Annotated in this window: 27 protein-coding genes; 20 read left to right on the forward strand and 7 right to left on the reverse strand. The window is 65.9% G+C overall.

The genetic code is table 11. The features are described 5' to 3' along the window. Positions 1-28 precede the first annotated feature (28 nt). Positions 29-229 carry an SEC-C metal-binding domain-containing protein gene (locus tag GA645_RS07150; protein WP_017521040.1) on the reverse strand — a complete coding sequence of 67 codons (201 nt, stop codon included), beginning with the start codon at positions 227-229 and terminating at the stop codon, positions 29-31. 8 nt (positions 230-237) lie between these two features. Beyond that, on the reverse strand, positions 238-723 hold the full coding sequence (locus GA645_RS07155; protein WP_152221278.1) for an LEA type 2 family protein: 486 nt from the start codon (positions 721-723) through the stop codon (positions 238-240). 122 nt (positions 724-845) lie between these two features. Here GA645_RS07155 and GA645_RS07160 point away from each other — a divergent pair, with 122 nt between their 5' ends. Then, entirely contained in the window at positions 846-1,394 is a 549-nt protein-coding gene (locus tag GA645_RS07160; RefSeq protein WP_152227959.1) for a hypothetical protein, read from the forward strand. A 1-nt stretch (position 1,395) separates the two neighbouring features. Here the strand turns inward: GA645_RS07160 and GA645_RS07165 are convergent, their stop codons facing one another. The 3 genes from GA645_RS07165 to GA645_RS07175 all read right to left on the reverse strand — a co-directional run bounded on the left by GA645_RS07165 (position 1,396) and on the right by GA645_RS07175 (position 3,153). Further along, complete coding sequence (locus GA645_RS07165) at positions 1,396-2,022, reverse strand: trimeric intracellular cation channel family protein (RefSeq protein WP_152221280.1); 627 nt, start codon at positions 2,020-2,022, stop codon at positions 1,396-1,398. A gap of 166 nt (positions 2,023-2,188) precedes the next feature. Next, positions 2,189-2,662 carry a YchJ family protein gene (locus GA645_RS07170; protein ID WP_152221283.1) on the reverse strand — a complete coding sequence of 158 codons (474 nt, stop codon included), beginning with the start codon at positions 2,660-2,662 and terminating at the stop codon, positions 2,189-2,191. 2 nt (positions 2,663-2,664) lie between these two features. Then, entirely contained in the window at positions 2,665-3,153 is a 489-nt protein-coding gene (locus GA645_RS07175) for a DUF6231 family protein (protein ID WP_152221285.1), read from the reverse strand. A gap of 140 nt (positions 3,154-3,293) precedes the next feature. Here GA645_RS07175 and GA645_RS07180 point away from each other — a divergent pair, with 140 nt between their 5' ends. The 3 genes from GA645_RS07180 to GA645_RS07190 all read left to right on the forward strand — a co-directional run bounded on the left by GA645_RS07180 (position 3,294) and on the right by GA645_RS07190 (position 5,107). After that, the gene (locus GA645_RS07180; protein WP_152221287.1) at positions 3,294-3,926 is read left to right on the forward strand and encodes an OmpA family protein; all 633 of its coding nucleotides are present in this window, start codon (positions 3,294-3,296) and stop codon (positions 3,924-3,926) included. 121 nt (positions 3,927-4,047) lie between these two features. Further along, complete coding sequence (locus tag GA645_RS07185; RefSeq protein WP_152221289.1) at positions 4,048-4,350, forward strand: DUF1145 domain-containing protein; 303 nt, start codon at positions 4,048-4,050, stop codon at positions 4,348-4,350. Beyond that, positions 4,343-5,107 carry a collagen-like protein gene (locus GA645_RS07190; RefSeq protein WP_152221291.1) on the forward strand — a complete coding sequence of 255 codons (765 nt, stop codon included), beginning with the start codon at positions 4,343-4,345 and terminating at the stop codon, positions 5,105-5,107. Before GA645_RS07185 ends, GA645_RS07190 begins: the two co-directional genes overlap by 8 nt. 51 nt (positions 5,108-5,158) lie before the next feature. Here GA645_RS07190 and GA645_RS07195 read toward each other — a convergent pair whose 3' ends face one another. After that, entirely contained in the window at positions 5,159-5,623 is a 465-nt protein-coding gene (locus GA645_RS07195; protein ID WP_152221293.1) for a CopD family protein, read from the reverse strand. A gap of 122 nt (positions 5,624-5,745) precedes the next feature. Between GA645_RS07195 and dinG the strand changes: the two genes are divergently transcribed. The 6 genes from dinG to GA645_RS07225 all read left to right on the forward strand — a co-directional run bounded on the left by dinG (position 5,746) and on the right by GA645_RS07225 (position 14,650). After that, positions 5,746-7,890, forward strand: coding sequence for an ATP-dependent DNA helicase DinG (gene dinG / locus GA645_RS07200; RefSeq protein WP_152221295.1), 2,145 nt, complete (start codon positions 5,746-5,748; stop codon positions 7,888-7,890). Positions 7,891-7,972: 82 nt separating this feature from the next. Next, entirely contained in the window at positions 7,973-10,249 is a 2,277-nt protein-coding gene (locus tag GA645_RS07205) for a beta-galactosidase (protein ID WP_152221297.1), read from the forward strand. A 112-nt stretch (positions 10,250-10,361) separates the two neighbouring features. Next, on the forward strand, positions 10,362-11,507 hold the full coding sequence (locus tag GA645_RS07210) for a serine hydrolase domain-containing protein (protein WP_152221299.1): 1,146 nt from the start codon (positions 10,362-10,364) through the stop codon (positions 11,505-11,507). A gap of 228 nt (positions 11,508-11,735) precedes the next feature. Further along, a complete protein-coding gene (locus GA645_RS07215; RefSeq protein WP_152221301.1) occupies positions 11,736-12,509 on the forward strand; it encodes an OmpA family protein in 774 nt (257 codons plus the stop codon). 109 nt (positions 12,510-12,618) lie between these two features. Beyond that, positions 12,619-13,266 (forward strand): pyridoxamine 5'-phosphate oxidase, encoded by a 648-nt coding sequence (gene pdxH / locus GA645_RS07220; protein WP_152221303.1) that lies wholly within the window; start codon positions 12,619-12,621, stop codon positions 13,264-13,266. Between the two features lie 244 nt (positions 13,267-13,510). Beyond that, complete coding sequence (locus tag GA645_RS07225; RefSeq protein ID WP_152221305.1) at positions 13,511-14,650, forward strand: glycerate kinase; 1,140 nt, start codon at positions 13,511-13,513, stop codon at positions 14,648-14,650. Here the strand turns inward: GA645_RS07225 and GA645_RS07230 are convergent. After that, positions 14,635-14,871 (reverse strand): hypothetical protein, encoded by a 237-nt coding sequence (locus tag GA645_RS07230; RefSeq protein ID WP_152221307.1) that lies wholly within the window; start codon positions 14,869-14,871, stop codon positions 14,635-14,637. The genes GA645_RS07225 and GA645_RS07230 overlap by 16 nt on opposite strands. 194 nt (positions 14,872-15,065) lie before the next feature. On the opposite strand from GA645_RS07230, the gene GA645_RS07235 reads away from it, so the two are divergent. The 10 genes from GA645_RS07235 to GA645_RS07280 all read left to right on the forward strand — a co-directional run bounded on the left by GA645_RS07235 (position 15,066) and on the right by GA645_RS07280 (position 24,134). Further along, a complete protein-coding gene (locus GA645_RS07235; protein WP_152221309.1) occupies positions 15,066-15,530 on the forward strand; it encodes a glycine zipper 2TM domain-containing protein in 465 nt (154 codons plus the stop codon). A gap of 252 nt (positions 15,531-15,782) precedes the next feature. After that, positions 15,783-18,602 (forward strand): monovalent cation/H+ antiporter subunit A, encoded by a 2,820-nt coding sequence (locus GA645_RS07240; RefSeq protein ID WP_152221310.1) that lies wholly within the window; start codon positions 15,783-15,785, stop codon positions 18,600-18,602. Beyond that, positions 18,602-18,934 (forward strand): Na+/H+ antiporter subunit C, encoded by a 333-nt coding sequence (locus GA645_RS07245; protein WP_152221313.1) that lies wholly within the window; start codon positions 18,602-18,604, stop codon positions 18,932-18,934. Before GA645_RS07240 ends, GA645_RS07245 begins: the two co-directional genes overlap by 1 nt. Next, entirely contained in the window at positions 18,931-20,427 is a 1,497-nt protein-coding gene (locus GA645_RS07250) for a monovalent cation/H+ antiporter subunit D (protein ID WP_152221315.1), read from the forward strand. The genes GA645_RS07245 and GA645_RS07250 overlap by 4 nt, the downstream gene beginning before the upstream one ends. Beyond that, on the forward strand, positions 20,424-20,924 hold the full coding sequence (locus GA645_RS07255; RefSeq protein ID WP_152221317.1) for a Na+/H+ antiporter subunit E: 501 nt from the start codon (positions 20,424-20,426) through the stop codon (positions 20,922-20,924). Before GA645_RS07250 ends, GA645_RS07255 begins: the two co-directional genes overlap by 4 nt. After that, positions 20,909-21,178: a K+/H+ antiporter subunit F gene (locus GA645_RS07260; protein ID WP_152221319.1), complete on the forward strand. Its 270-nt coding sequence runs from the start codon at positions 20,909-20,911 to the stop codon at positions 21,176-21,178. The genes GA645_RS07255 and GA645_RS07260 overlap by 16 nt, the downstream gene beginning before the upstream one ends. After that, positions 21,175-21,510: a Na+/H+ antiporter subunit G gene (locus GA645_RS07265; RefSeq protein ID WP_152221321.1), complete on the forward strand. Its 336-nt coding sequence runs from the start codon at positions 21,175-21,177 to the stop codon at positions 21,508-21,510. Before GA645_RS07260 ends, GA645_RS07265 begins: the two co-directional genes overlap by 4 nt. A gap of 87 nt (positions 21,511-21,597) precedes the next feature. Next, complete coding sequence (locus GA645_RS07270; protein WP_152221323.1) at positions 21,598-21,996, forward strand: hypothetical protein; 399 nt, start codon at positions 21,598-21,600, stop codon at positions 21,994-21,996. Positions 21,997-22,100: 104 nt separating this feature from the next. Next, positions 22,101-23,006, forward strand: coding sequence for a DMT family transporter (locus GA645_RS07275; protein ID WP_152221325.1), 906 nt, complete (start codon positions 22,101-22,103; stop codon positions 23,004-23,006). Positions 23,007-23,033: 27 nt separating this feature from the next. Continuing rightward, the gene (locus GA645_RS07280; protein ID WP_152221327.1) at positions 23,034-24,134 is read left to right on the forward strand and encodes a PLP-dependent cysteine synthase family protein; all 1,101 of its coding nucleotides are present in this window, start codon (positions 23,034-23,036) and stop codon (positions 24,132-24,134) included. The last annotated feature ends 1 nt before the right edge of the window (position 24,135 follow it).

Genomic DNA, 24,135 nt, shown 5'->3' on the forward strand with positions numbered 1-24,135 from the left:
GGGCCTTCTCAGGTGCTCGGTACCGGGATCAGGCGCCGTGGCACTTCTTGTACTTGCTGCCGCTGCCGCAAGGGCAGGGGTCGTTGCGACCGACGTCCTTGAGCGGGTTACGCACCGGCTCGTGGCTGTGGTTGCAGTGCGGGCCGTGCACGTGGCCATGGTCATGGTGGTGGTCATGATCATGGTCGTGGTTGCAGTTCGGACCGTGTACGTGGGGTTCCTGGCTCATGGTGACGCTCACTCGGGGATGAAATCGCCGGGAATTATCTCGCCATTGCGGGCGATGTGCACGCTCTGCCCGAACAGCAGGCCAGTCTTCACTTCACCGGTGAGGCTGTAGCGAATCGGCCTGTCGGGTTTTTCCAGCAGCTTGACGATGTACTTCATGTGCCGCCAGAGATTGGTGGTCACCGGCACGTCGAAGGTTTCATGGCCATTGGCGGGGACTGTGAACCAGTTGTTCGACTCGCCCTCGGCCAGGTCGATATCGTTCAGCTTGACCTTGTAGGCCAGGCCGCGGACCGGGAGGCTGAAGTCGTTCGGGTTGTCGATGCGGAAACGCAGGGTGAATTCCTGTTCCAGCAGGCGCGCTTTGACGACGTCGACCTTCACCAGCTTCACTTCCGGCTGTATGAAATCGCCCGACATCCAGCTGCAGCCCGAGACAAGGCTGAACAGCCAGAGCAGGCTGAGAATTCTTATCATTTGCGCCTGATAATTCATGTCTATCCCCTAGCAGGCCCCAGTGTACCAAGCAGCTGCTCGGCTGCAAGTTGTTGTTACGTTAAAAAAAGCTGCACCATACTGGTCGAATGTAACCGGCGGGTTAACACAGGAGAGTGATGATGAGCCGCTATGAGATCGCCTTTTCGGGTCGGATCGTGCCCGGTGCCCAACTCGACAGCGTGAAAGCCAACCTGGCCAGGCTGTTCCAGGCCGACGCACAGCGCATCGAATTGCTGTTTTCCGGCCGGCGCATGGTGATCAAGAACAATCTGGACGAGGCGGCGGCGGAGAAGTACCGCAGCGTGATCGAGCGCGCCGGTGCCGTCGTCGAGGTGGTGGACATGGATGCGCCGATCGAGGAGATCGAGCTGGCGCCACCGCCTGCCGAAGCGCCCGAACAGCACCGGACTGCCAGTGCGGCGACGCCGGGGCGCCTGCAGGTTGCGCCGCGTGACGAGTACATGGCGGCGTTCGCCGACGTCGAGGCGCTGGATTTCGGCCTCGCGCCGGTGGGTACTGACCTGCAGGACGACAAGCCCGAGGCCCAGGCTCCGCGCGTGGACCTCAGCCAGTTCAGCCTGGCACCGGTCGGCAGCGACATGGGCCAGGCCAAGGCCGCATCGGCAGGGCCCGCGCCGGATACCAGCCATTTGAAACTGGTGGACTGATTCAGTCGCCCTGCTGCGGATCGTCCTTGTAGACGAACTTGGGCATTTCCCAGCGGAAGCGGATCGCCAGCATGCGGAACAGGAAGCCGGCGAACAGGGTGATCAGCATGGCCTGCTCCTTGGGCAGGTCGATCTGCAGGCAGATCAGGTAGCACCAGGCGCTGGCGAAGGACACGCTGGCATACAGCTCGCGGCGGAAGATCAGCGGCACGTCATTACAGAAGATATCCCGCAGGATGCCGCCGAAGACCCCGGTGATCACGCCGCTGACCGCGGCGATCAGCAGGCTGTGGCCCATCTCCAGGCTGACCTGGCAGCCGATCAGGGTGAAGGCCACCAGGCCCACGGCGTCCAGCGCGAGGAACAGCGAGCGCAGGTGGCGCATCAGCGGCGCGATGAATACGGTGACCAGCGCAGCGGCGGCGGTGAGGGCGAGGTATTCGGGATGGCGCACCCAGGTCAGCGGGTAGTGGCCCAGCAGCATGTCGCGCACCGAACCGCCGCCCAGGGCGGTGACGCAGGCCACCAGCACCACGCCGAACAGGTCCATGCTGCGGCGGCCGGCGGAGAGCGCGCCGGTCATGGCTTCGGCGGTGATGGCGATGATGTAGAGAACGGTGAGCAGCATGGCGAGGTCCGGCAGGGGTAACCGGTGCGGCGAACGGCCGCCGCCCCGAAAAAGGCGCGGATTCTAGCCGAGACGCTTGCCGGCCCCAAGTGGGGCGCCTTCACACCTTAGTCGGGGCCGGGACGTTGGACGCACAATCACGCACGGCTCTACGCCCTGCGCTCCATCACTCGATCCAGGGGCCGCAGCATTTCTTCAGCTTGCCGCCAGCGCCGCAGGGGCAGGGATCGTTGCGCCCCAGCTTCATCGGCACGGTGGGGTCGAGGAAGTACCACTGGCCATCGCGCTGCACGAAGCCCGAGCATTCGCGGTGGCTGTGCTCGCCATTGCTGTCGTGCCAGCGGGCGACGAAGGTGACCCGCGCATGTTCCGGCTGTCCGCCGAGCACCTCGTGGCTCTCTACCTCCAGGCCCAGCCAGGTGCTGCCCAGGCTCCAGGCGCGGATGGCGTCCAGGCCCAGGCCCTGCTGTTGGGCGGGCAGTGTGGTGCGCTGCAGATAGTCCACCAGGCCCAGCGCGTAGGCGCTGTAGCGCGAGCGCATCAGGGCTTCGGCGGTGGGGGCCGCGACGCCGGCATGGAAGCGTCCGCAGCACTCGGGCAGGGGGCGCCCGCTTCCGCAGGGGCAGGTCGGTTCGATCATGGTCACCACCAGTACTTGCCGAAGTTTTCCGGGTTGGCCCAGAACTTGGCGTTGAGCCAGTCCGGGACCTGCTTGTATTCGTGCAGATCGTAGGTGAACAGGGTGATCACCTGCGAATCGCGCTGGAAGCGTTCGCTGGCCTGCATGGCCAGCGCATAGAAGTCGGTGTCCTGGGCTTGCGCAGCGTCGAGGTCGACCAGCACGGCGACCCGGCTGCTGTTGAGATTGCGGATGCCCCCTACCAGTTGCTGCGCCTCGCGCCGCGGCAGGTGTTCCAGGCAGTCGGCGAGCAGCGCCAGGTCGTAGCGGTGCGCGGCGATGTCCGCGGGCAGTGCGCCTGCGGGAGCGTGGAACAGTTCGCAATCCTGATGCGCCGCGCAGAACGCTTCCACCGCGGGGATCTGGCTGGCACCCACCAGCAGCAGGCGCTGCGGTGCATAGCGGTCGAGCAGGGCGGCGAGAGCTTGTTGCGGTGTGCGTGATGAAATCATGGGCTTCGTCGAAGGCGAGGATGAATGGACGAAGACTAGCGTGTGACACCCTCGTGGCCTAGTGCTGGCGCATTCTGTCAGTGCCGTCTTTACTCGGTAGGTGTCGGTCAAGACCCGATCATTAGAGGAGAGTTGAATTTATGAGCATCACAAGGACCGCTTTACCCCTGCTGCTGGTCAGCACGTTGCTTACCGGCTGCGCAGGGTTGCAGAAGTCCGACTGGCCGACGTGCGCGCTGGTTGGCGGTGTTGGCGGCGCTGGTCTGGGCGCCACGGAAAGCGGCACCTGGGCCGGTTGGGGCGCGGTGATTGGTGGTGTGCTGGGTGCGTCCTACTGCTGGGTGCATGGTGCTGGGGAGCAAGTGGCGCAGGTTCCGGAGCCGGCTCCGGCTCCGGAACCGGCTCCGGCTCCGTTGCCCAAGGAAGAGACCATCGTTGTGCGTGACCTGCACTTCGCCTTCGACTCGTCGAAGATCGATGCGCGGGATAAGGACCAGCTCAATGCCATCGCCACCCGCCTGAAGGGTGAAGCGGCGACCACCGAGCTGGACATTGCCGGCCATACCGACAGCATCGGTAAAGATGCCTACAACCAGAAACTGTCCGAGCGCCGTGCCCATGCGGTGGCGGACTACCTGGTGGAAGAGGGTGTTCCGGCCAGCAGCATCAAGTCGGTTGAAGGCTACGGCAAGACCCAGCCGGTTGCCGACAACAAGACCAAGGAAGGCCGCGCCGAGAACCGCCGCGTGGAAATCAAGATCAAGCGTCAATGATCCAGGCGTGATGCAGTACTCAAAGGGGGCCATTTGGCCCCCTTTGTCATAGTGGCCTGCCACTGGCATCGCTTCCGGCAGCAGGGTATGTTCCCCGGCAAAGAGAAAATGGGGGCATCTCATGAAAGCGTTGTTGGGTCTGGGCAAGTTGATTGCCCTGTTGTTCTGGCTGGCGGTGCTGGCCAATCTGATCCTGCCTTTCGCACATCCCTTCAGTACGCTGCTCACTACGGCGGGCGTGCTGATTCTGCTGATTCACATCATCGAGATTCTGGCGCTGCGCAATCGCCTGCTCGGCCGTCCTCGTCCGGGGATGGACCGTCTGCAGATACTGCTGTTCGGCGTCTTCCATTTCGCTACCCTGCCGCAGCCGGCGGCCGAGAAACCGGCAACTGCAAATGTAGAAGGAGATACGCATGCGTAAGTCGTTGCTGGGCCTGGCGCTGTTCGTGCCACTGGTGTGTTCGGCTGCCGGTAACGTCACAGTCCAGCCCAACACCGTGCTGCGCCTGCCGGTGAAGGGCGATAGCCTGAGCCTGGATCGCATCAGCGTGGGGGTCGAGGGCGCGCTGCTGATTCCGTCGCAGGTGAAAGTGCTGAAGGTCGGTGAGCTGGACCTGGCGAAGAATGCGCGACTGGGGGTGTTCCCCGGCGGCGAGACGCTGCAGATCGAGGTCAGGCACGGCAATCTGGCCGATGGCAGCGTGATCGCTGCACAGGGCAGCTCGGGCAGCTTCGAGAAGCCGGCCAGCGGCGGTCGTAATCTGATACTGCGTCTGCAGAATGTGCAGGTGGAAAACCTGCTGGTCGATGTTCGCGGCGGCGTTGGTGCGCCGGGCTATGACGGCCTGGACGGCGGTAGCGCGAAGACCTCTGGCTGCCTGTGGGGCAGCGGCAATCCCGCCGGTGACGGTCAGAATGGTGCCAATGGCCGCTCTGGTGCGGCCGGCGGCGTGGTGCGCCTGGAGGTTCCGGAGCAGTTCGACGTCAATCGGGTGAAAGTGCGCCTGGAAGGCGGCGCGGGCGGGGCGGGAGGCAAGCCCGGCAAGGCTGGCCCGCGCAGTAACGAGCGTGGATGCTGGTTCTATTCGGTGGCTGGCGAACATCCGGGATCGGATGGCAAGGGTGGCGCAGAGGGTGCGGCGGGGCGCGAAGGTCGCCTGGAAGTGCAGCGCTTCTGAGCCATCGCCCTTGAACAGAGGCCCGCCCGGCAATCGGGCGGGCATCGGGATTTACCAGTGCGGGCGGGCGGCGACGAAAGCCACCAGGGCCAGGCCGATCAGCAGGTTCAGGCCCACGGTCTTGCGGATCTTACCCAGCGCGGCACCGCCGGCCGGCCAGTCCTGCGCGTCGACCGCGCGGCGCAGCTCCGGTAGCTGCAGGGCCTGGATGCGCAGGAACAGCGCGAGCATCGCCACGTACAGCCCCATCATCACCTGCACATAGCGCGGCGCGCCGGCCATGCCGTTGAAGCTCAACTGCAGCATGCCAATGCCGGTCACCGGCAGCAGGATCACCGCAGCCCATACCCAGCGGAAGAAGCGCGGGAATACCTCCAGCCATAGCTTCAGCCGGGCTGGCGGCTCCAGCGCGGCGACGGCGGCCGGACGCAGCACCATCCAGGCGAAGAACATGCCGCCGACCCAGACCAGAGCGGCCAGGACGTGCAGGGCATAGACGGGGGCAAAGGGTGTCATTCGGACGATCTCCGCTGGCGGTTGTGGTCAGTCGCGCTATCATAGCCGGCTCATCGAACCACTGAAAATTTATCCAGCATCCGGATGTGTCCACATGGGCATTGCCGGGGCCCGGGAAGTCCATGCTCAGCACCGAACTCAAGGCCACGATCCAGGGCGCCTACTCGCGCTTCCTCGAGGCCAAGGAACTCAAGCCGCGCTACGGCCAGCGCCTGATGATCGCCGAAGTGGCCAAGGTCCTGGGGACCATCGCCAGCGACGAGGAAGGCCATCGTCTGGGCGATGCCGCCGTGGTCGTCGTGGAAGCCGGCACCGGCACCGGCAAGACCGTCGCCTACAGCCTGGCCGCCATCGCCTGCGCCAAGGCCGCCGGCAAGCGCCTGGTGGTAGCCACCGCCACCGTTGCCCTGCAGGAGCAGATCGTCCACAAGGACCTGCCCGACCTGCTGCGCAACTCCGGCCTGTCGTTCAGCTTCGCCCTGGCCAAGGGCCGTGGGCGCTACATGTGCCTGTCCAAGCTCGACCACCTGCTGCAGGAAGGCCAGGCGCAGAGCGCCACCGCCCAGCTGTTCGAGGAGGAAGGTTTCCGCATCGACGTGGACGAGTCCTCCAGCAAGCTGTTCAACCAGATGATCGAGCGCCTGGCCGGCAACCGCTGGGACGGCGATCGTGATTCCTGGCCCGAGGCCATCGAGGACGCGCAATGGGCGCAGGTCACCACCGACCACAGCCAGTGCACTAACCGCCATTGCCCGAACTTCCAGCAGTGCGCCTTCTACAAGGCGCGCGAAGGCATGACCAAGGTCGACGTGATCGTCACCAACCATGACCTGGTGCTGGCTGACCTGGCTCTGGGGGGCGGGGCGATCCTGCCGGACCCGCGCGACACCATTTACGTGTTCGACGAAGGCCACCACCTGCCGGACAAGGCCATCGGCCATTTCGCCCACTTCACCCGCCTGCGCGCCACCGCCGACTGGTTGGCGCAGGTGGACAAGAACCTTACCAAGCTGCTGGCGCAGAACCCGCTGCCGGGCGACCTCGGTCGCCTGATCGAGCAGGTGCCGGAGCTGGCGCGTGAACTGCGCACGCACCAGCAGTTCATGTTCACCGCCTGCGAAGAGATTGGCGACTTCCGTGCCGGCGAGGACATGGAAGGCCGCGAGCGACCGCGCCACCGCTTCGAGGGCGGGGTGATCCCCGAGCACATCCGCGAGATGGGCATCGAGCTGAAGAAGGGCTTCTCCAAGCTCACCGACCTCTTCACCCGCCTCACCGAACTGCTCAAGGAAGCCATGGACGGGGAGGGCAGCATCGGCATCGCCAGCTACCAGGCCGAAGAGTGGTATCCGCTATTTGGCAGCCTGCTGTCCCGCGCCCAGGGCAACTGGGAACTGTGGACCGCCTTTACCTGCGAGGATCCGGAAGACAGCCCGCCCATGGCACGCTGGCTGACCCTGGCCGAGAGCGGCACCTTCTACGATATCGAGGCCAACGCCAGCCCGATCCTTGCTGCCGAGACCCTGCGCCGCAACCTGTGGAACGTGGCCTACGGCGTGCTGGTGACCTCCGCGACGCTCACCGCGCTGGGCACCTTCGACCGCTACCGCATGCGCGCCGGCCTGCCGCGCTCGGCGGTGACCGCCGTGGTGCCGAGCCCGTTCCACCACGCCGAGGCTGGCGTGCTGCGGGTGCCCGACCTCAAGGCCGACCCGCGTGACGCCGCCGCGCACACCGCCGCCATCATTCGCGAGCTGCCGGCGATGGTCGAAGGTTCACGTGGCTCGCTGGTGCTGTTCGCCTCGCGCAAGCAGATGCAGGAAGTGTTCGACGGCCTGGAGCGCGACTGGCGCAAGCGTGTGCTGATCCAGGGCAACCTGTCCAAGCAGGAGACCCTGAACAAGCACCGCTCCCGCGTTGACGACGGCGAGCCCAGCGTGCTGTTCGGCCTGGCCAGCTTCGCCGAGGGCGTCGACCTGCCCGGCGCCTACTGCGAGCACGTGGTGATCGCGAAGATCCCCTTCGCGGTGCCGGACGACCCTGTGGAAGCGGCGCTGTCGGAGTGGATCGAAGCGCGCGGCGGCAATCCCTTCATGGAAATCGCCGTGCCCGACGCTTCGCTGCGCCTGGTCCAGGCCTGCGGCCGTTTGCTGCGCACCGAGCAGGATCGCGGAACCATCACGCTGCTCGACCGCCGCGTGGTGACGCAACGCTACGGCAAGGCCATTCTTAATGCACTGCCGCCGTTCCGCCGTGAAATCGCCTGAGTCGTGTGCGGGATCGTAATCCCGCACTTGCTGTCAAACGAGCGCCCGCCAGCCGGCGGGCGAGTTTCAAGGACACGTTCACATGACATCGATGCGTTGGCACCTGCCATTGCTGCTCAGTCTGGCGATCGCCAGCGCCCCGGCCTGGGCGGCCGGCGGCAATGAAACCCTGTTCAACTTCGTCAAGCCCATGGCCGTGGTAACGGTCACCACGCAGAACGCCGACCTGCCCAGCGCCACCGCCGAAGCCACGCCCGAGGGCGAGATCCTGCGCCGGGTGAACTTCAGCCCCGCGCCGCAGCCGACCCTGAGCCTGGCGCCGTCCAGCGGCAGCTGGGACTGGTCCCAGGCCGACAGCATGAGCCTGCGCATCCAGAACGCCATGGACTGGGCCATCACCCTGGAAGTGGAGATCGAAGGCGTTGCCGGTGCCCCGGGCCTGCACGCGAGCATCGCACTTGCGCCCGGTCCGGCACAGACGCTGCTGATCCCGTTGCGGGCTACCTCGGCGGAAGATTTCGGCATGCGCGCCGGCGTACCCATGCCGGTCACCCAGGACGGCCAGCGCCTGCTGCTCGCCAGCAAGGTGACCGGCGAGCTGAACCGCAGCAAGGTCGGTGCGGTGAAGCTCTACCTGAATGCGCCCAAGGCGGCGCAGGACATCCTGCTGGGTCGTTTCGGCACCTTCGCCGACGGCGATCAGTGGCACAAGGCCTATACCGGCATCGTCGATGGCTTCGGCCAGGCCAGCCGTGGCGACTGGCCGGAAAAGGTGAAGAATGCCGAACAGCTCGCCAGCGCCTGGAAGGCCGAAGGCGAACAGCTGAAGAAGTGGCAGCCGGCGGCGGGCCGCGACGCCTTTGGCGGGCTGCTGGATGGTCCGGCCTTCGAAGGCACCGGTTTCTTCCGCACCGAAAAGCGCAACGGCCGCTGGTGGCTGGTCACTCCTGAGGGGCATTCCTTCTGGTCGCTGGGCGTCAACGCGGCGAATGCCGACAGCAGCCAGACCTACGTCGAAGGTCGCGAATACATGTTCGCCAGCCTGCCCAAGGAGAGCGATCCGCTGGCGACCTTCTACGGCCAGAGTGACGACCGCGCTGGCGTCGGCGCCCAGCAGGGGCGAGCCTTCGGCAATGGCCGCTGGTACGACTTCTATGCCGCCAACCGCTTCCGCGCCGACGGTGGGCTGACGGGGGATGCCGCCGCAGCCGCCTGGCGCGAGCGTACCCTGCAGCGCCTCGGCGCCTGGGGCTTCAACACTCTGGGCGACTGGAGCGATCCAGCCTTCGCGGCGGAGCCGCGCCTGCCGTACAGCGTGCCGCTGTCGATCAGCGGTGATTACGCCTCCGTCAGCACCGGCTACGACTGGTGGGGCGCCATGCCCGATCCCTTCGATCCACGTTTCGCCATGGCCGCCGAGCGCGCCATCGCCATCGCCGCCCGCGACCATCGCGAAGACGCCTGGCTGCTCGGCTATTACGCCGACAACGAACTGGCCTGGGCCGGTCACGGCGACGATGCGCAGTCGCACTACGCGTTGGCCTTTGGCGCGCTGAAGCTGTCCACCGACAGCCCGGCCAAGCGGGCCTTCACCAAGCAGCTGAAGGACAAGTACAAGGACCACGAGGCGCTCGCCAAGGCCTGGGGAGTGCCCATCGCCGCCTGGGAAGACCTCGACGCCCCCGGCTACCAGGCGCCGCAGCCGAGCGATGCGCACCCGGCCATTTCCCAGGACTACAGTGCCTTCCTACGCCTGTACGCCGACCAGTACTTCAAGACCCTCAAGGACTCGCTGCAGTGGCATGCGCCGAACCACCTGCTGCTCGGCCCACGTTTCGCCGTCAGCACCCCGGAGGCGCTGGCGTCCTGCGCGCAGTATTGCGATCTGCTCAGCTTCAACCTGTACGTGCCGCTGCCGCACCAGGGCTACGACGTGGCTTATCTGAGCAGCCTGGACAAGCCGGTGCTGATCACCGAGTTCCACTTCGGCTCCCGTGATCGCGGGCCGTTCTGGGGCGGTGTCGCCGAGGTGTACAACGAGCAGCAGCGCGGAGAGGCTTACCAGCGCTTCCTCGCCGAGGCGGTGAAGGCCCCGAACGTCGTCGGCGCGCACTGGTTCCAGTATCTCGACCAGCCGGTGACCGGCCGCCTGCTCGACGGTGAGAATGGCCATATCGGCCTGGTCGGTATCACCGATCTGCCCTTCACCGGCTTCGTCGACGCCGTGCGCAAGGCCAACCAGCAGGCGCTCAAGGCCATCGATGAGCAGGCCCGCGCGGCGGCGAAAGTGGCGCCGGAGCCCAAGTCCACTCCAGTGAACGACAGCGGCGCCGAAGAGGAACAGGCCGACAGCCAATGACTCGTCATTCGTAAGGCCGATACCCGCCTTTAGCGGGGTTCACAGGGGCGGAGGGCGCTGGAAGAATGGCGTCTTTGCCCCTTCGTCATTGCACCGTTCACTGGAGAATCCGATGTCCCTGCACGGCCACTGCGACCCCCGCTTCACCCCCGTTGCCGATGCCTTCAGCGCTCTGTTCGAAGACCGCCAGGAACGCGGAGCGGCGCTGTGCATCCAGGTCGGCGGCGATACGCTGGTCGATCTGTGGGCAGGCAGTGCGGGCAAGGAACCGGGGCAGGACTGGCAGGCCGATACGCTCCTCAACCTGTTCTCCTGCACCAAGACCTTTGCCGCCGTCGCGGTCTTGCAACTGGTGGCGGAGGGCAAGCTGGAGCTCGACGCGCCAGTGGCGCGCTACTGGCCGGAATTCGCTCAGGCGGGCAAGCAGACCATCACCGTGCGCCAGTTGCTCTGCCATCGTGCCGGCCTGCCGGCGATCCGTGAACCGCTGGCGCCGGAGGCGCTCTACGACTGGTCTACCATGACGGCCGCGCTGGCTGCCGAGACGCCCTGGTGGATACCCGGTACCGAGCACGGCTACGCACCAATCACGTATGGCTGGCTGGTGGGGGAGGTGATCCGCCGCGTGGACGGACGCGAGCCGGGCACCGCCATCGTTGCGCGCACTGCCCAGCCGCTGGGCCTGGATTTCCATATTGGCCTGGATGACGCCGAGTTCCACCGCGTTGCGCACATCGCCCGCGGCAAGGGCAACCTTGGCGACGCGGCCGCCCAGCGTCTGCTGCGGACCATGATGAGCGAGCCGGCGGCGCTCTCCACGCGCGCCTTCACCAATCCGCCCTCGGTGCTGACCAGCACCAACAAGCCCGAATGGCGCCGCATGCAGCAACCCGCGGCGAACGGCCACGGCAACGCGCGCTCGCTGGCCGGTTTCTACAGCGGTCTGCTGCAGGGCAGTCTGCTGGACGAGACGCTGCTGGCCGAACTGACCCGGGAACATGCGCTGGGTGAGGATCGAACTTTGTTGACTTGCACACGCTTCGGCCTGGGGATCATGCTTGACCAGCCGGATGTGGCCAACGCCACCTACGGTCTTGGCCCGCGTGCCTTCGGTCACCCCGGCGCCGGCGGTTCCATCGGTTTCGCCGACCCCGAACGTGAACTGGCGTTCGGCTTCGTCACCAACACCCTCGGCCCCTACGTGCTGATGGACCCGCGCGCCCAGCGCCTGGCGCGCATCGCTGGCGAGAGCCTATAGCGATGGACGGGAGGAACCTTCCTCTCATTGCGCCTTCGAAAGGTCGTCCGAAAACGTGACGGCCCTCTCATCGTACGGACACACACCACTCGTCAGTTGGTAATCAAAATCTCGTTCCAACTGAGTAAGTTATGCTGAATTCTTAAACTGACGGTTGAGGTTGGGGCGCCACTATATAGCCGTGGCGCTCCGGGCTCCCTTCATGTTCCGACTGATGGTGCCGCTCCCATGAAAGTGCTGAAGATCTCCACGCTCGCCCTCTGCATCGGCCTCTCGGCCTGCAGTCAGTTCCAGGCCAAGGAAAAGGAGAGCACCGCCGCCGCGCCCGCTGCTGGCAGCAGCCATTACTGGTGGCCCTTCGGCAACGAGAGTGAGGCCACTGCCGCGGCGCCAGCGGCGGAGAAGAAACCCGTCGAGGCAGCCAAGGTTGCCGACGCTGGCAACAAGCAGCCAGGCGGCCACTGGTGGTGGCCGTTCGCTGCTGGCAATGCCCAGACTGCTGGTGGCACCGGCGCGAAAGTGCAGGACCAGCAGGTCAGCAAGGAGTGGCTGGACCAGCGTGAGCAGGCCCTGCGTGCGGCTGTCGCCGGCAGCAAGTTCACTGTCGAGCGGCGTGAGAATGCGCTGGTGCTGATCGCGCCGGTGGACGGCTCCTTCAATCCCAAGCGGCCTGAGCTGCTGTTGCCGGTCACCCTCGCCCCGTTGGGCAATGTCGCGAAGATGCTGCAGAACGATCCGGAAAGCGGTGTGCTGGTGCTCGGGCACAGCGACAGCTCGGGCGACAAGGCAGTCAACGACAAGGTCAGCCTGCAGCGTGCCCAGGCAGTATCGTCGATCTTCCGCCTCAGCGGCCTGGGCGCCGATCGCCTGCGCCTGAAGGGCGTTGGTTCGAGCTTGCCGCGCGCTGACAACGGCAGCGCCGAAGGCCGCGCGCAGAACCGTCGCGTCGAAGTGCTGCTGACCCAGCGCTCCAGTCTGGTGGCGCTGGCGCAGAAAAACTGATCCCCGCCTCGCGCAAGCGGCATTCCGGGCGGAATGTCGCTTGTCGTGGATCAAGCGCAAAGGCGCAACTCTGGATAAGCTAGGGGCCTTCGTTCCGAGGAGACTTCCGATGGCCCAGACCCTGGCCGATATGCGCCGCGAATACACCCGTGACGGACTGAATGAATCCCAGGCTCCCAATGAGCCGTTCGGTCTGTTCCATCAGTGGTTCGAGGAGGCCGTGAAGACCGAGCAACTGCCGGTCGAACCCAATGCGATGATGCTCGCTACCGTGGACGCCCAGGGCCAGCCGCATTGCCGGGTGCTCCTGCTCAAGGGCCTGGACGAGCGAGGCTTCACCTTCTTCAGCAACTACGAAAGCGCCAAGGGCCAGCAACTGGGTGAGAACCCGCGCGCGGCCATGACCTTCTTCTGGCCGGCCCTGGAGCGCCAGGTGCGCATCGAGGGACGGGTGGAGAAGGTCTCCGTTGAGGAGTCTGCTGCCTATTACCGGGTGCGTCCGCTGGGCAGTCGCCTGGGCGCCTGGGCCTCGCCGCAGAGTCGGGTTATCGACGGGCGCGGCGAGCTGGAACAGCTGCTCGCGGAAACCGAAAAGCGCTTCTCCGAATCAGCGCCGACCTGCCCGGAGTTCTGGGGTGGTTACCGCCTGCTGCCGAGCCGCATCGAATTCTGGCAGGGCCGTCCGAGCCGCCTGCACGATCGCCTCAACTTCCGCGTCGAGAATGGTGCCTGGGTACGCGAGCGCCTTGCTCCCTGATCCTTGCGGGGCGTATGACCGTTCGCGGTTGTAGGCCCCGATCCCGAGGCCTGACTGGCTGTCAAGGCTAGTCGGCGTATAACGCGCAGCGTTATACGCTCTACGCCATTCCCGAAGGTGCGGCCCTTGTCCGCGAAACTCATCGCAGCGCCTTAATCGCGGGCAGAGTTCTGCGCTCCAGGTCCGTGCCTATCCGCTGTGCGGTGTAGGATGCCTTCATCCACCGCACAACGGACTCGCACTCATGAAAGTCGTCATCGCCCCGGACTCCTTCAAGGAAAGCCTTTCCGCTCCTGAGGTCGCCCGGGCCATCGCCCGTGGCTGGCTGCGAGCGCGTCCGTCCGACCAGATACTGCTGCGGCCGATGGCCGACGGCGGGGAGGGCACGGTGGACGCCGTGCTGGCCGCGAAGCCGGGCGAGCGGCGCGAGTGCCGGGTCTGTGGTCCTCTTGGGCTGCCGGTGACGGCGCACTGGGGGTGGCTGGAGGACGGCACCGCGGTGATCGAAATGGCCGCTGCCAGCGGCCTGCACTGGGTGCCGGAGCGCAAGCGCGATGCGACCCGCACCACCAGCCACGGCACTGGTGAGCTACTGCGCGAAGCGCTCCAGGCCGGTGCGCGCAAGATCATTCTCGGGCTTGGCGGCAGTGCCACCAACGATGCCGGGCTCGGCTTGCTGCAAGCGCTGGGGGCGCGCTTCCTGGATGCCCAGGGCGCCGAGCTCGGAGCTGGTGGCGCGGCGCTCGGTACGCTGATGGCGATCGATTTGTCCGGCCTCGATCCGCGACTGCAGCAGGTGGAAATCGAAGTGGCCGCCGATGTGAACAATCCCCTCTGCGGGCCGCAGGGCGCTTCGGCGATATTCGGGCCGCAGAAGGGCGCGAGTCCGGCACAGGTGGAGCAGCTGGATGCCGCGCTGCGGCATTTCGCCGAGGTCGCCGCGCGAACGCTGGGCGAGGATCACAGCGTGTTCCCTGGCGTCGGTGCGGCAGGAGGTCTGGGGTTCGCCAGTCGGGCCTTCCTCAAGGCGCGTTTCCGGCCGGGTATCGAACTGATTGCCGAGCTCTCAGGGCTGGAACCGGCGTTGCAAGGCGCTGGGCTGGTGATCACTGGCGAAGGCCGCCTGGATGGCCAGAGCCTGCACGGCAAGACGCCGGTGGGTGTAGCGCGCCTGGCGCGTCGCGTCGGTGTACCGGTGGTCGCGCTGGCTGGCAGCTTGGGTGAGGGATTGCCCGAGTTACGAGAGGAGGGCATCGAGGCGGCCTTCAGCCTGGTACCGGGGCCTATGACGTTGGCCCAGGCCTGTGCGCAGGCCGCAACGGAACTGGAGAACCGCGCCGAGGCATTGGCGCGCTTCTGGACTCTGGCTCAGGCGGCGCGGTAATCGTCGGCGGCTTGCTGCAGCCACTGCGGCAGGTCGCGGCGTTTCACGCGCTGGCGCTTGGCCTCTTCCAGGCGCTCCAGCAGGTAGTTGCGCTTGGCGGGATCGTCGCCGGCGAACGATAGCGCCAGATCGCGGTCCATCCAGCGGCGGATGCGCCAGTAGATCCACCAGTGGAAGTACAGGCCGGCAGCGGTGGTGACAACGATGATGAAGTAGTCCATGGGCGCTCCTCGCAAGGGCGCATACCCTAGCCGATCCATCAACCCACATAAAGCTGAGCGGGGACAGGCATTCGTGCCGTTATCGGCTCAGACTGTATGAAAGCTGAACTGAACGAGTTTGTTGCAAGGCCTGGCGTGACAGGAGGGCTGTCGTCGGGGTCTAATATTCGTAGCCCTATCCGGAGGTTTCATACATGCGTAATTCCGCCCTGCTCGCCGTGACGTTCGCTGCACTGGCTCTTACCCTTGGTGGTTGCCAGTCCAGCCTGACTGGCGACACCTACACCCGCGAAGAGGCACGTACCGTGCAGAACGTTCGCATGGGTACCATCCAGGCTCTGCGTCCCGTGAAGATCGAGGGCACCAAGACCCCGATTGGCTCGGTTGCCGGCGCCGCTGTTGGTGGTATCGGCGGCAGCTCCATCGGTGGCGGCAAGGGTAGCTATGTCACCGCCATCGTCGGCGCCGTGGCCGGCGGCCTGCTCGGTGCGGCCACCGAGGAAGGCCTGACCCGTACCCAGGGTGTGGAAATCACCGTTCGCGAAGACGACGGCAGCACGCGTGCCTACGTCCAGGAAGTCGATGCGGGCGCCGTGTTCCGTGTTGGCGAGCGCGTACGCATCCTGACCGTCAACGGCACCAGCCGCGTAGCCCACTAAGCTCTCCACGGCTACCCTGTGGTAGCCGGACTTCAGCGCGCGACAGTCTTCCGGCTGTCGCGCGTTGTCGTTTCCGGGAGGACATTTCTCCTTCGCGCGGCCACGAGCGGCGCGGGATGGCTTGAATTTTAGTAATATTTCAATCCATGACACGTCTTCAATAGATATGGATAATCGTGGCCTTCGCACGCCGGCGCACTTGGCGCGGGGTTGTATGTATGGGGGCCGCCCGGCGGCGAAAAGGAGTGGGTCATGATGCTGGCGCTGATCATTGCGCTGCCTTTCTTCGGGGTGCTGCTGCCGCTGCTGAGCGAGCGCTTCGGGCGTAGCATCTGTGCGGCGGCCACCGGCCTGGTGCCGCTGACGGGGCTGATCCTGCTGCTGAGCCAGCGCGCGGTGCTGGGCGGCGAGGCCCTGGTGGTCAACGCAGCGTGGCTGCCGGAGCTTGGCCTGAACCTCAGCCTGCGCCTGGATGGCCTGGGTTTCCTGTTTTCCCTGCTGATCCTCGGCATCGGCCTGCTGGTCATTCTCTACGCCCGCTATTACCTCTCCGAGAAGGAGCCCGCGGGGCGCTTCTTCGCCTTCCTGCTGTTGTTCATGGGCGCCATGCTCGGCGTGGTGCTGAGCGAAAACCTGCTGCTGATGCTGGTGTTCTGGGAACTGACCAGCCTGTCGTCGTTCCTGCTGATCGGCTTCTGGGGCCATCGCTCGGATGCGCGCAAGGGCGCGCGCATGGCGCTGGCGGTCACCGGTGGCGGTGGCCTGGCGCTGCTGGCCGGCATTCTGCTTATCGGCCATGTGGTCGGCAGCTTCGAGCTGAGCACCGTGCTTGGTGCGCGCGAGGTGCTGCAGGCCAGCCCGCTGTTCCCTCTGGCGCTGTGCCTGGTGCTGCTGGGCGTGTTCACCAAGTCTGCGCAGTTCCCGTTCCACTTCTGGCTGCCCCACGCCATGGCGGCGCCGACGCCGGTGTCGGCCTACCTGCATTCGGCGACCATGGTGAAAGCCGGCGTCTTCCTGCTGGCGCGCCTTTACCCGCTGCTGTCGGGCAATGACCTGTGGTTCTACCTGGTCAGCCTGACCGGCCTTGCGACCCTGCTGATGGGCGCCTTCATGGCGCTGTTCCAGAACGACCTCAAGGGCCTGCTGGCCTACTCGACCATCAGCCACCTGGGCCTGATCACCCTGCTGTTCGGCCTGGATTCGCCTATGGCCAACGTCGCGGCGATCTTCCACATCATCAACCATGCCACCTTCAAGGCCTCGCTGTTCATGGCCGCCGGGATAATCGACCACGAGACCGGCAGCCGCGACATGCGCCGCATCAACGGCATGTGGAAGTACATGCCGCACACCGCCGTTCTGGCGATGGTAGCCTCGGCGTCGATGGCCGGCGTGCCGCTGCTCAACGGCTTCCTCAGCAAGGAAATGTTCTTCGGCGAGACCCTGGCGCAGAACATGATGGGCAGCTTCAACTGGCTGATCCCGGCGCTGGCGACCGTGGGCGCACTGTTCTCGGTGAGCTACTCGGTGCGCTTCATCCACGACGTGTTCTTCAACGGCGAGCCGGTCAACCTGCCCAATCCGCACCCCCACGAGCCGCCGCGATACATGAAGGTGCCGGTGGAAATCCTGGTGCTGATCTGCCTGCTGGTGGGCGTCATGCCGTCGCTGATCGTCGGTCCGCTGCTGGCCGGCGCCGCTGCGTCGAGCCTGAACGGTCCGCTGCCCGAGTACAGCCTGGCGATCTGGCACGGCTTCAACGCGCCGCTGGCGATGAGTTTCCTCGCCACCGCGGGCGGGGTGCTGCTCTACGTGCTGCGCAAGCCGCTGTTCGACTGGTACGCGGGCTTGCCGGCGGTAGACGCCAAGCTGGTGTTCGAGCAGCAGGTGCAGCGCGTAGTGCGTTTCGCCGCACGCGTGACTGGCTACATGGAGAATGGCTCGCTGCAGCGTTACGCCTTGCTGCTGGTGCTGGCCGCCGTGATTGTCGTGTTTGCCGGTCTCGCGCCGCTGCCGGGCGTCGAGGGCGCGCGCGCGCAGACGCCGCTGGATGGCATCACTGCATTGGGCCTGGTCCTGCTGGCGATCAGCGGGCCGCTCACCGTGTGGTTCCATCGCCAGCGCCTGACCGCGCTGATCATCCTCAGCATCGCCGGCCTGCTGGTGGCCCTGGCCTTCGCCCGCTTCGCAGCGCCGGACCTGGCGCTGACCCAGTTGTCGGTGGAAGTGGTGACCATGGTCCTGCTGATGCTAGCGCTGTACTACCTGCCGACACATACGCCGAAGGCCTCCAGCAGCCTGCGTCGCCTGCGAGACTTCGTAGTGGCGATCGCTGCCGGGGTGATGGTGACCCTGCTGGCCTACGCCGTACTGACCCGGCCGTACGACAGCATCGCCGGCTACTACCTGGAGAACAGCGTGTCCGGTGGTGGCGGCCACAACGTGGTGAACGTGATCCTGGTCGACTTCCGGGGCTTCGATACCCTCGGCGAGATCACCGTGCTGGCAATCGCTGCCGTTGGCATCTTCGCGCTGCTCGACGGCCTGCGTCTGCTGCGTGCCGAGCGCGATGACGAGGGCCGGGCCTGGGCTGCTGACCGCTTCCCGCCGATCCTCGGTGTGCTGTCGCGGCTGATGTTGCCGCTGGCGCTGCTGGTCTCGGTGTTCATCTTCCTGCGCGGGCACAACCTGCCCGGTGGCGGCTTCATCGCCGGATTGATCACCTCGGTGGCGCTGATCCTCCAGTACATTGCCTGCGGCAGCCGCTGGGTGAGCACGCGGCTGCCGCTGGACTACAGCCGTCTCGCCGGTCTCGGCGTGCTGATCGCCGGGATCACCGGACTGGGTGCCTGGTTCTTCGGCTTCCCGTTCCTCACCTCGGCGTTCGGCCACTTCAACATTCCGCTGGTGGGCGAGATCGAACTGGCCACCGCCATGCTCTTCGACCTGGGCGTGTACTTCACCGTGGTCGGCGCGACCCTGCTGATCCTCTCGGGCCTCGGTTCGGTCAGCGGGCCGCCCCCCTCGGCAGAGCTTGAAGAGCCGCCGACGCTGTCCAAGGAGGCGCACTGATGGAAGCGCTGTTCGCCATCGCCCTCGGGCTGCTGACTGCCAGTGGCGTCTACCTGCTGCTACGTGCGCGGACCTTCCCGGTGGTGCTGGGGCTGACCCTGCTGTCCTATGCGGTCAACCTGTTCCTCTTCGCCATGGGCCGTCTCGCGGGTGATCCGGCGGTGATCGGCAAGGTCGCCAACGCCGGCGACCCGATCCCCCAGGCGCTGGTGCTGACCGCCATCGTCATCGGCTTCGCCATGACCGCGTTCGTCATCGTCCTGGCCCTGCGTGGGCTGGCGGAGACCGGCGGTGATCATGTGGACGGTGGCAACGGGGAGGAGACCCGATGAATCACTGGCTGATCCTGCCGGTCCTGCTGCCGCTGTTCGCCGGCTGTGCGCTGCTGCTCGCGGGCGAGCGCCTGCAGCGCGGCCTGTCGCTGCTTGCCACCTTGGCGCTGGTGCCGCTGTCCGCCGTGCTGCTGCAACAGGCCGACAGCGGTGTGGTGCAGTTCTACGCGCTGGGCAACTGGCAGCCGCCGTTCGGCATCATCCTGGTGCTCGACCGTCTCAGTGCGCTGATGCTCGCCGCCACCGCGCTGCTCGCCAGCCTGTCGCTGATCTACGCGCTGCGCGGTGACGACCGGCGCGGCAAGCGCTTCCATGCGCTGTTCCAGTTCCAGCTGCTTGGTCTGAACGGCGCCTTCCTCACTGGCGACCTGTTCAACCTCTTCGTGTTCTTCGAGATCCTGCTGATCGCCTCCTATGCGCTGCTGCTGCACGGCGGCGGGGCGGGGCGGGTGCGCGCGGGCGTGCACTATGTGGTGCTGAACCTGGTGGGCTCGGCGTTCTTCCTGATTGCGGTGGGCGTGCTCTACGGCGTCACCGGCACCCTGAACATGGCGCACATGGCCGAGCGCGTGGCGCAGCTTGGCGCCGAGCAGGCGCCGCTGGTGCGGGCCGCCGCGCTGTTGTTGCTGGTGGTGTTCGGCCTCAAGGCCGCGCTGCTGCCGCTGTACTTCTGGCTACCGAAGGCCTACGCCGAGGCGAGCGCGCCGGTCGCGGCGCTGTTCTCGATCATGACCAAGGTGGGCATCTACTCGATCCTGCGGGTCTACACGCTGATCTTCGGCGAGCAGGCTGGTGAGCTGGCGAACCTCGCGCAAGCCTGGCTGTGGCCGCTGGCGTTGGCCGGCATTGTCGCCGGGGCATTGGGCGCACTGGCGTCCACCACTTTGCAAGGACTGTTGTCGTATCTGGTCGTCGTCTCCGCCGGCACGCTGCTGGCGGCTATCGCGCTGGGCACGCCGGAGGCGTTGTCTGCCGCGCTCTACTACCTGCTGCACAGTATCTGGGTTGCCGGTGGCCTGTTCCTCCTGGCCGACCTGATTGCCCGCCAGCGCGGCGACAAGGGCGGCCGCCTGGTGCAAGGCCCGGCGCTGCTGCAACCGCATCTGCTGGGTGGTGCGTTCTTCTTCGGCGCAATTGCCGTGGCGGGTCTGCCGCCGCTTTCGGGGTTCCTCGGCAAGCTAATGCTTCTGCGCTCGGTGAGCGGTGGCAGCGAGGCCATCGCGCTGTGGAGCGTGGTGCTGCTCAGCGGGTTGGTCACCATAGTCGCGTTGAGCCGCGCCGGCAGCACGCTGTTCTGGCGCACCGGCCGCACCGTGCTGGGTAGTGCCGAGCGTGAGCCGGTGAAGTTGCTGGCGACCTTTGGCCTGCTGGCGAGCGCGCCGCTGATGGTGGTCGCCGCGCGACCGCTGATCACCTATGCACAGGCTACGGCCATGCAGTTGCTTGACGCCGGGCTCTACCGCCAGGCGATCCTGCTGGGAGGTGGCGCATGATCCGTCGTCTCTTCCCGCACCCGTTGCTCTGCGCCGTCCTGCTGTTCAGCTGGCTGTTGCTGGTCAACGATTTCTCCCTCGGACACTGGCTGCTCGGCGCCATCCTCGGCCTGACGATTCCGCTGCTCTGCCGCAACCTGCTGCTGGCCGCACCGCGTATCCAGCGGCCGGGCCTGCTGCTGCGCTTCATCGGCCTGGTGCTGTACGACATAGTCGTAGCCAACCTGCAGGTGGCGAAACTGGTGCTGGGGCCCAAGTCCAGGCTGCAACCGGGCTTCGTGGAGGTTCCCCTGGAGCTGACCGACGACTTGGCGATCACCATTCTCGCCAGCGTGATCACCCTGACGCCGGGGACTGTATCCGCCGATCTCAGCGACGACCGCCGCTTCCTGCTGGTCCATGGTCTCGACGTGCCGGACCCGCAGGCCCTGGCGGCGGATATCAAGGCCCGCTACGAAGCGCCGCTCAAGGAGGTGTTCGAATGCTCGGCATTGTGATCCCGATCTGCCTGACGCTGCTCGGAGTAGCGCTGCTGCTCACGGTAGCGCGGCTGATTCGTGGGCCGTCGGTGGCGGACCGCATCCTAGCGCTGGATACCCTGTCGGTCGAGGCCATCGCGCTGATCGTACTGTTCGGCATCTGGAAGGGCAGCGGCCTGTACTTCGAGGCGGCGTTGCTGATCGCCGTGATGGGCTTCGTCAGCACCGTGGCGCTGTCCAAGTTCCTCCTGCGCGGAGACATCATCGAATGAATAGCGGATTCATCGTCGAAGCGCTGGTCTGCCTGCTGCTGTTGGCCGGCAGCCTGTTCGCCCTGCTCGGCGCCATTGGCTTGTACCGACTGCCGGATTTCTATACGCGCCTGCATGCGCCGACCAAGGCTTCGACCCTGGGCGTGGGCGGGGTGATCCTGGCCTCGATGCTGTATTTCAGCATCCGTGGCGAGGGCGTCAGTCTGCATGAATTGCTGATCACCGCATTCCTGTTCATCACCGCGCCGATCAGCGCGCACCTGCTGGCCAAGGCGGCGATGCAGCAGCGCACGCCGGTGGAGCGGGGGACCAAGGGCAGGCCTTGGGAGTGAAGCCGGCCTGACTTGCTCACCGGGATTGGATTGGCTGGCCCCGTCCCTGTATATGGATAACGGCATTACTGATCCGAGAAGCCCTCCATGAAAGCTGCCTTCACTCTCCTGTCCCTGGCTATCTCCGCGACCGTTCAGATGACCCAGGCCGCCCCACAAGTCAGCTATCCGCCGGCCCTTCTCGGGGAGTGGCTGATTTCCGATCACCCCGAGTCCTGCAAGGTCGCTCGCGAGAATCGTCCCGGACAGCTGATCAATATTGAAGCCGGGCAGATCACTTCCTATGAGTCGACTTCCGTTCTGCAGGCGATTGCCACCGGGGAGCGAGGGCAGAGCTGGCGCGTCGATTCGCAGGTCAGCTCCTCCGACGGAGAGTTCCCGTTGCATCAGGTGTTCACGCTCGAACAGGGTCGGCTGACCGTCACCAAACTTGCCGACGAGCAAGGGCCGGAGTTCAGCCTGGTCCACTACCGGTGCCTGGACTGATCGCCGAGTCGCCGCAGGCCCATACAGTTTCCCCTCCGTTCTGTACCTGTCGGCCCACACCGCGCGCCTCCTATACTCCAGGCACCTTTTGACTGGAGCGTCCCGTGCAGCAATCTCGGCCGTTCTCCCTGGCGTGTCTGGTGTTGGCCATGGCGCTCTGGGGCAGTTCCTTCATCGCCTTGAAATTCGCCTTCCAGGAAATGCCGGCGATGTGGGTGATCTTCGCCCGTATGGGCCTTGGCAGCCTGATCTTCCTTGCCGCCTGGCGCTGGCGGGGGCGCATCGACTATCGCTCCGGCGACTGGAAATGGCTGCTCGGGCTCGCGGCCTGCGAGCCTTGCCTTTACTTCATCTTCGAGTCCCTGGCGCTACAGCACACCAGTGCTGCCCAGGCTGGAATGATCACCGCGCTGTTGCCATTGCTGGTGGCGGTGGGGGCATTTTTCCTGCTGCACGAGAAGATCGCCCGCAATACCTGGTTCGGCTTCGGCCTGGCGGTACTCGGCGCGCTCTGGCTGACCCTGGCCAGCGAATCGGATGGCCATGCGCCGCAGCCGCTGCTGGGTAACTTCTACGAATTGCTGGCGATGCTCTGCGCCACCGGCTACACCTTGCTGCTCAAGCATCTGTCGGCGCGCTACTCGCCCTTCATCCTGACCGCCATGCAAGCCTTTATCGGTTCGCTGTTCTTCCTGCCGCTGGCACTGGTCAGCTCCGGGCTACCGTCCGCGCCCGGCCCGACCGGCTGGTTCGCACTGATCTACCTGGGCAGCGTGGTAACCGTCGGCGCCTACGGCCTCTACAACTTCGGCGTCAGCCGCCTGCCCGCGAGCCAGGCGACCAGCTTCATCAACCTGATCCCGGTATTCACCCTGGTCTTCGCCGCGCTGCTGCTCGGCGAGGTGCTCAGTGGCCAGCAAGCACTGGCTGCCGGCCTGGTGTTCATCGGGGTTGCCCTCAGCCAGTGGCGCAGCGCGTCGCCCACGCCGCCCGCCGGTGTGCTGGACTGACTTTCTGCCATTCGACGAGGAAACTGCATGTCCGCCCAAGACCGTAACTGGACCCGCGAAGCGATCCGCATCATCGAGGCGGACTTCCAGCGCAGTGCCGATACCCACCTGATCCCCCTGGAGATGCCCGGCCTGCCGGGTGTCGACCTGTACTTCAAGGACGAGTCCAGCCATCCCACCGGCAGCCTCAAGCACCGCCTGGCGCGTTCGCTGTTCCTCTACGCGCTGTGCAACGGCTGGCTGCGCGCCGGCGCGCCGGTGATCGAGGCGTCCAGCGGTTCGACGGCGATCTCCGAAGCCTACTTCGCCCGGCTGCTCGGCCTGCCGTTCATTGCCGTTGTGCCCGCCAGCACCTCGAAGGAGAAGATCGCACAGATCGCCTTCTACGGCGGCCAGGCCCATCTGGTGGAAGACCCGACGCAGATCTACGCCGAGTCCGAACGCCTGGCGAAGGAATCCGGCGGGCACTTCATGGACCAGTTCACCTACGCCGAGCGCGCCACCGACTGGCGGGCGAACAACAACATCGCCGAGTCGATCTTCCAGCAGATGCGCCATGAGCGTTTCCCCGAGCCCTCCTGGCTGGTCTCGAGCCCGGGCACCGGCGGTACCCTGGCCACCCTCGGCCGCTTCGCCCGCTACCGCCGCCACGAGACCCGCGTGCTCTGCGCCGATGCTGAGCGCTCGGTGTTCTTCGAGTCGTACCGCACCGGCAATCGCGACCTGACCCTGAGCTACGGCTCGCGTATCGAGGGCATCGGCCGGCCGCGTGTCGAGGCGTCCTTCCTGCCCAACGTAATCGACGCCTGCTGCCAGGTGCCGGACGACCTGTCCCTGGCGGCCATGCATTACCTGGCCCGGCGTCTTGGCCGACATGTCGGTGGTTCCAGCGGCACCAACCTGATCGGCGCGATGCTGGTGGCGCGGCAGATGGTCGAGCGCGGCGAAAGCGGTTCGATCGTGGCGATCCTCTGCGACAGCGGCGAGCGCTACGAGACCACCTACTACAACCCGCTGTGGCTGCTGTCCCAGGGCTTCGATCTCGATCCACTGATCGAGGCGCTGCGCCAGTGCGCCGAGGTTGGTGCGGCGCTGCCGGGCAACGTGCCTCACTGCGGGCTGGAGTGAA

The sequence above is a fragment of the Pseudomonas sp. SCB32 genome (assembly GCF_009189165.1).
Lineage (GTDB): Bacteria > Pseudomonadota > Gammaproteobacteria > Pseudomonadales > Pseudomonadaceae > Pseudomonas.